The 799-nt window shown below is 62.6% G+C and carries 2 protein-coding genes; both read left to right on the forward strand.

Features of this window, described 5'->3' with window-relative positions; genetic code table 11:
- Positions 1-114: 114 nt before the first annotated feature.
- A complete protein-coding gene (locus ABAC460_RS51090; protein WP_023456045.1) occupies positions 115-237 on the forward strand; it encodes a GpE family phage tail protein in 123 nt (40 codons plus the stop codon).
- The coding region (locus tag ABAC460_RS47950; RefSeq protein WP_023456046.1) for a hypothetical protein at positions 230-799 on the forward strand (570 nt) is incomplete at its 3' end. The genes ABAC460_RS51090 and ABAC460_RS47950, both read left to right, overlap by 8 nt.

The raw sequence follows: 799 nt of genomic DNA on the forward strand, positions 1-799 counted from the left end.
ATGCGCGCGCCTTGAGCTGCCGGATTTTGTGGCGCTGGCCGGGAAAGTGGTCGGTTTTTTGTCGCCGAACTCCGCGGTGTAATCCCCGACGCCCGGCTGGGCGTTGATGACCTGATGGCGGACATCGCGGTGATCTTCCACTGGCCGCCGTCTGAAATGGCCGGAATGACGCTCACGGAGCTGTTGAACTGGCGCCATTTGGCACTGCAACGCAGCGGAGTTAATCACGATGAGTAAAAGCCTGCAGCTACAGGTGCTGCTGAAGGCCGTAGACCAAGCCACCCGCCCGCTAAAGAGTATCCAACAGGCCAGTAAATCACTGGCCGGTGACATCAAAAACACTCAGCAAACCCTCAAGGCTCTGGACGCGCAAAGCGCCCGGATTGAGGGATTTCGCAAGGCGCAGGGGCAGCTTGCCGTTACCGGCAAGGCACTGAAGAAAGCCAAGGAAGAGGCGGCCGCGTTGGCCGTCCAGTTCAAGGCGACGGAAAAGCCCACGGCGCAACAAGCGCGCTTGCTGGAGGCATCAAAGCGCGCCGCCGCCGAGCTGCAGACGAAATACAACGGCCTGCGCCAGTCGGTGCAGCGCCAGCGTGACGCGCTCAATACCGACGGTATCGCCACCCGGAACCTGAGCGCCGAACAGCGCCGGTTGAAGGCCAGCGCCAGCGAAGCCACGACAGCGCTTGGCCGCCAGCGCGGTGAGCTGGAGCGCTTGAGCAAGAAGCAAGAGCAGGTTAACCGCGTCGGCGCGCGTTACCGGGCCGGGCAATCGGCAACTGCGGCTGTCCGTAATACC

Origin of the sequence: Asticcacaulis sp. AC460, from assembly GCF_000495795.1 — a bacterium.
Classification (GTDB): Bacteria; Pseudomonadota; Alphaproteobacteria; order Caulobacterales; family Caulobacteraceae; genus Asticcacaulis.

Excerpts from the sequence above, each read along its gene's own strand:
- ABAC460_RS51090 (WP_023456045.1), top strand. The coding sequence starts at position 115 with ATGGCGGACATCGCGGTGATCTTCCACTGGCCGCCGTCTGAAATGGCC.